This window comes from Aeromonas sp. S11(2024) (assembly GCF_041402345.1).
In the GTDB taxonomy this organism is placed as follows: Bacteria; Pseudomonadota; Gammaproteobacteria; order Enterobacterales; family Aeromonadaceae; genus Aeromonas; species Aeromonas veronii.
The window spans coordinates 1-5,488 of record NZ_JBGLRC010000052.1 but is presented as its reverse complement, the minus strand read 5'-3'; the positions used below and the strand labels follow the sequence as shown (position 1 = coordinate 5,488).

The 5,488-nt window shown below is 51.9% G+C and carries 3 protein-coding genes and 2 pseudogenes; 1 reads left to right on the top strand and 4 read right to left on the bottom strand.

Annotation, left to right across the window (positions count from 1 at the left end; all coding sequences use genetic code 11):
- Nucleotides 1–84: 84 nt before the first annotated feature.
- The 4 genes and pseudogenes from ACB040_RS20585 to ACB040_RS20570 all read right to left on the bottom strand — a co-directional run.
- Nucleotides 85–345, bottom strand: a pseudogene (locus ACB040_RS20585) (transposase); the annotation flags it as partial.
- A gap of 278 nt (nucleotides 346–623) precedes the next feature.
- A complete protein-coding gene (locus tag ACB040_RS20580) occupies nucleotides 624–1,460 on the bottom strand; it encodes a hypothetical protein (protein ID WP_338771536.1) in 837 nt (278 codons plus the stop codon).
- Nucleotides 1,457–3,265 carry a hypothetical protein gene (locus ACB040_RS20575; RefSeq protein WP_338771534.1) on the bottom strand — a complete coding sequence of 603 codons (1,809 nt, stop codon included), beginning with the start codon at nucleotides 3,263–3,265 and terminating at the stop codon, nucleotides 1,457–1,459. The genes ACB040_RS20580 and ACB040_RS20575 overlap by 4 nt, the downstream gene beginning before the upstream one ends.
- 11 nt (nucleotides 3,266–3,276) lie before the next feature.
- Nucleotides 3,277–4,836 (bottom strand): OmpA family protein, encoded by a 1,560-nt coding sequence (locus ACB040_RS20570; protein ID WP_338771531.1) that lies wholly within the window; start codon nucleotides 4,834–4,836, stop codon nucleotides 3,277–3,279.
- Between the two features lie 493 nt (nucleotides 4,837–5,329).
- On the opposite strand from ACB040_RS20570, the pseudogene ACB040_RS20565 reads away from it, so the two are divergent.
- A pseudogene (locus tag ACB040_RS20565) lies at nucleotides 5,330–5,488 on the top strand (hypothetical protein); the annotation flags it as partial.

Sequence of the window (5,488 nt, the reverse complement as noted above, 5' to 3'; positions counted from 1 at the left end):
AAAGCAAACGACCACTGTCCGGTGAGATCAGTGTAGTGGACGTGTTTCTAATTCCATGGGCCACGGAGTGCCGGGGAGGCGGTTTTTTAGTATGTCCTTTTCACGTTCGAGCCGGTTGATACGGGCTTCCAGCTCCTGAATTTTCTGCTGCTCTGGAGTCAGTGCTTTGCCGATTGGGGTTGTGCCAGTTCGTTCGGATTGCAGTTGCTGAACCCAGCGGCGCAGTAAGGTTTCACCGACATCCAGTGAACGGCTGGCTTCGGGGACAGAATATCCCTGGTCGAGCACCAGGGATGCGGCTTCGAGTTTGAATTCGGCAGTAAATGAGCGACGTAATCTTGTCATTGAACACCTCAGGTCATGGTGGCGACTGTACCACCTAAAATGGTGTCCGGGATGATTAGACCATTACAAAGTATGCGGTGCAAAAAGCCAATAAAAACAATGCCAGTCAGGCTTAACTGACTGGCATTAGCAACCATATGTCGGTTTTTTTGTTTGGCTCATGGCCGCGAGTTAATGTCAGCACAGTGAAAAGAAGTAAGTAAAAATAATGCCAGTCAGATTTAACTGACTGGCATTAACTATGATGGTGTTCTTATCCCAACCAGCTTAGCGCTGCGTTACTGCACAGAGACCGTGAGCTCTGGATGCCCAAATGCGATGAGCTGGCCGTTTGACCGTTGGAAATATTGACTCCAGAAGGATTCTAGATTCTGGATCATCTTGCCACTTCGATAGCCGTTCTTTGTATCGGTTGGCACAAAGGCCGCCCCATGCACATAAACCCTGGCACCGTTGAAGTCAGCGACTAGATTAGCCTTTTCGACCTTGGCTAGCTCCACTGCTGGGGAAATATCACGGATCCCTTTGGCTTGATAGAAGCTACCAAAGTCGCTGTATTCCAGCATGTCAGACATCAGCAGGATGATGTTTTCCTTCACGCCATCAGCCGCTCGGATGTCGTCACCCACCGCCTTGAGGCTAAACAGGATCTCGCTGCGCGGGATATCGGTGGAGGATTTGCCCATGGTCTGCACGAAACGCTGACCAAACTGCTGCAACATCTGCTTCGGCTGGGCCGCGAGGCATTGGTTGAGCTTCTTGGCACTCATCATTGGCACATCACCCAGTGTCGACTGGTCGAGCCCTTTCTCCAACTGTCCTGCATATTTGAGCTGCATGTAGTGACCTTCCAAATAAGCGGAGAAGGAGTACAGACGCAACTGATCGCCCGGCTGCAGGAATCGCTTGATATGATCCCAAGCGGTACGCTGCAGATCCGGCGTGAGCGGCGTGGTCTGATCCACCACAACCGACAACATACGACCCGAGGGCGCAGGCTTGAACTCGGTAATCCTAGCCTGTTGATAGCAACTGCTCAGGTCGTTGCGCTCCGCTGCCATTACGACCACAGGCAGTAACATTGCCAAAGTCAGGAAGTGTTTCAGAGTTATCACGCTTCCACCTTGTCCAAGAGCTGCAGGCGACGAGCCCGTTTAAGATCTTCCACTAACGCCCCCTTCTTGTTGGCAACGTATTCCATATCATCCTCATCGAACTGAGTCAGGTCACCCCACGCATGAGGATTAAAACTCGCCATCTTGCTGTTGCTGGCAAGCGCTCCTCGCTCTTTTTCTGGCTGTTCTATTGCGACAACCGGTGTAGTTATTACTGGCTCAGACACCGGCTTAGGGAAGTGCTGTATGGGCTGGGGAATCTGGACGGGGGGCGCTTTGGCACTGAAGAAATTGACCACGGCGTAGAAGCGCTCCTTCTCACCATTGAGCTCCGGGTCATTGATAGCCTCGAAGCGAGGTCCGGCAATAGCGATGATCTCTTCGATCCGCTGGTTGTCCCCAGCTTTTGTGGCGGCGTCCAAGTCGTCTAGGGTCTTCTTGACATAGTTGCGGATCAGATTGGTACCTTGCTTGCCAATCTCACGGTTTTTCTTGATATGATCGATACTCTCCTGCTCTTCCACGTAGCGCAGGAAAGTACGACTGTCTTTGTTATGACTCAGGTTGTCCTTCGTCTTGCCGCTCACTCTGAACACCTTGTCCTGCAACGACTGCAACTTTGCCAAGGAAGATTGAGCGTCTTGGGCAATAGCGTCAGCTTTGATCTTGTGGTGTCTTACAAACTCGGAGGCACTATTGTACTTATGAGTCATCTCCCAAGCCCCACGAGAGTACGTTCCAGCAAAGCTGTGCCTAAATGCAAGGAAGGTTGAAGTAAATTGAATAAAAACGAACAACCCCGATAACACAGCAAAGGTCACCAGCGAAGCACGATGGATGGCATCAATCTGGTCTTGTGCGGACTTCTGACTGGAACTGGCGGACAACTCTGCCATATCGGATGGCAAAGGAATCTCGTCCTCACCAGACGCAATCGGGAAGTCATCAGCATTCTGGATGACAGCTGTCGGGTTCTCGACCAGCAATGCTTCCTGCTGGTTCAGGGTTTCGGTTCGAACCCAGAACGCGGCGACTGCCAGCCCTATGATAAAGATCCCGTACCCGGCAATGATCGAGAATCGACGCTGCGGCTGCCCGTATTTATCGATTGGCACATTGATCCGGTTCAGCAATTGCTGGAAGGGTTTAGCGCCATTGTCGTCATAGGTATTGTCGATGGTAGCGTTGAGAGTCTTGGTCATGTCTGCACCATCGCGGATCGACTCGTAAGAGAGGATTTTGTTCACTACCCCGTTACGGTAAAGCTGGCGACCTGCAAGTTCGGACAGAGCCAGGGCGATAATTGAAATGACTAATCCTAGGAAAAAAGCACCAACAATAGCGGTGTTGGGGGTCGCCATGGTGAGGGCAAACGGCGCTAACGCATAGCCAAAGGCAGATGCTTCTATCACCATCAGGACGATCATGAGTAGCCAGATCCCTAACCCTTTCTCAGACCGATCCGCCTCATCCGCTTTTCCCAGATAATCCAGATTGCGTTTGAAGTTCTCTTCCGAGGGCTGATACATCTTGTAGAAGGTGTCATATGCACCACATACACCTTTCTCACCCGGGTTGAAACCTACCGCATTGGGGTTATCCTCGGATGCCTTCTCGTTTTCGCCGGGGTTCCTTACCCAAGCCGCGATGCGGCCAAACCACGGCATACGAAGCCGCATCTCCATGTGCCAATATTTTACTTCGTACCAGTAAACAATGGCTGTCACGACAGCAACCATCAAACCAATCACCAGGCTGATGATGTGCCAGGCCCCCGACAGGGCGTGAATAATATTTTCAAACATGTCTAGTTCCCTTAACGACGCTTGGGCAGGTATTGAGCCACGTAGGCGTCACCCTGCTTCGGATAATAAATTTCGCCCGCAACCGCGGAACCAGTTCGTTTGTCGAACACAACGTCCATGCATGACACTGGCGAAGCAGCCTGATTGACGGCGAACACCCGATAGAGGATTTGAGTCTCCCCTTCGTAGGTATTGGCGACTGATTCAATCTTGGCGGTCTGCTTTTTGGATTTTTTGTAATTTGGGATGAACTGCATTGCGGGCTGCTTAGCCACTTTCGCTTCGTCACGTAGGACCGCAACCGGTCCCACCGATGCCACATGACCATTCACGGCAGCAACCCATGGCTTGCCATTGAGGCCAGGGAAGTATTCTTCTGTAGAATGTTCCGCCAGCGGTTGGCCATTCGCCAGGTTCTTAACCTGGCCCTCCACACGAGGCAGATCGCCGATACAAGAACTGATAGGAGCGCTGGCGTAAGCCGGAGTGATAATGGAGAAGGTGGGGGTTTTGGGCGCAATGCTGCCGGTCAGCGGTGAGGAATTATCAGTAACCAAATGGCCACCAAAGTCGATGGTTCCCTTGCCGGCCAGTTTGACCGCTACAGAACCACTGGCATTCGATGAAGGGGGGAGAACGTCATCCGACTTAGGCTGAGCGACCGGCTTATCCTTGAGGGAGGCTGCAGCAGTAGTCATTAACTCGGCAGTGTTAGCAGACTTAGCGGGTATTGTTTTAGCCTTCACAATCTTTTGGGTCACCGCAGTGGTAGTGGCAGCCAATCCGACCTTGCTCGCAGAACCAGTGCCATGAGCTAAATATTTGGGACTGGCACGTTCCTCACTCACACGCTTGACCAGCAAGGCCTCATTTTGCACCTCGACCAACTCGACCCTGCGGTTCTGTGCTCTACCATTTTCGCTATCATTGCTGGCTATCGGTCGGGACGAACCTGCCCCCTGATAGTAGATATCGCTACGAGGCACCCCGGCTGCAGCCAATATCTGGCCCATCGCCCGAGCTCGTTCTTCAGAGAGGCGCTGATTGAACTGAGCAGCGCCAGCAGAATCGGTATGGCCGACCACCAGCACCTTTCTACGTTGATTCTCGGGGAGTTTGGACTGATCTTCCCGCTTGCTGGCAAACTCTTGCGCCACACGGGTCATTTTCCGATAGCCTTCGGTGGTAAGGGTCGCGGAGCCCACCGGGAACATCTCGGCGTACTCTATAGACGCTTCAAGTCCCACTGCTGTAGGTTTGTCCTTCTGTTTCTGCTGCTCTTGGGCGGCAGCCACTTGCAGTTCACGCACCTGCATTTTTAAGCCTTCTTCTTTGGCTATTTTTTGCAACCGATCAACTCGATCTTTGTACCAAAGGCCGCCGCCACAACCCACAGCAGCACCGGCAACAGCCCCAATGAGCACCTTGTTGCTATCGCCTTGAGTGGCACCAATCGCAGCACCAGCAAGAGCGCCTAGCAGGCCACCACCGGCACAGCTTACCCAACTATCATTCTCGGCCACTTGCTCATCGATGGTTGCACACCCCGTCATCGACAAGGTTATGGCCATCGCCAGCACCGTTGGCCTACATATAGGCATCCTAATCATTACTTATCCCTTTTTTTGTTATGTTTACCTGAAATAGCAAGATTTATTGCCAGCCCCTCAAATCACCGCAAGTCAGTAGACAAAATGCTAAGGACCACGTTGATAAACAATTCCATGATAAATACCAGCACATCAGGAATATCTCGGGACTGGTCTTAATATTGAGTTGGGCAAAAATCATCATCACACCACGTGCGGTCACACGCATACCCAGGCCATTCAATAAACAACCAGTTACTTTTATTTGAGTTTTGAGGCAGTTTTCCTGGGTAATACTGTTTCTCCCTAGGCATTTTTCAGCAAAAGACAGGCTCTCTTATCCAGCTATCCAATCGCCTCACCATTGAGAAAATGTCCACAAACCAAGGCTCTCCAAATGGAGTCATACAATCAATATTTCGGCCCATATTGTGCCTCATTCGAGAATTCAATGCAGCCTCATTATGTTGATTGCGAAGGGTGGAGCCCGCTCTGGGCAGAGGTCGCAGACAAGGAGAAAGCGGCGCGGGTGCGCGAGGTGATGCTCAACGCCCAGGAGTTCAACACAAAGATTCCGCTGGGCACAGCCGCGCTGACCAACCCGGCCTACGACCCCAATATCTACTGGCGCGGC

What these genes read in the sequence shown, in the direction of transcription:
- ACB040_RS20575 (WP_338771534.1), bottom strand. Translation starts at nt 3,265, where the DNA reads ATGTTTGAAAATATTATTCACGCCCTGTCGGGGGCCTGGCACATCATC.
- ACB040_RS20570 (WP_338771531.1), bottom strand. Translation starts at nt 4,836, where the DNA reads ATGGCCATAACCTTGTCGATGACGGGGTGTGCAACCATCGATGAGCAA.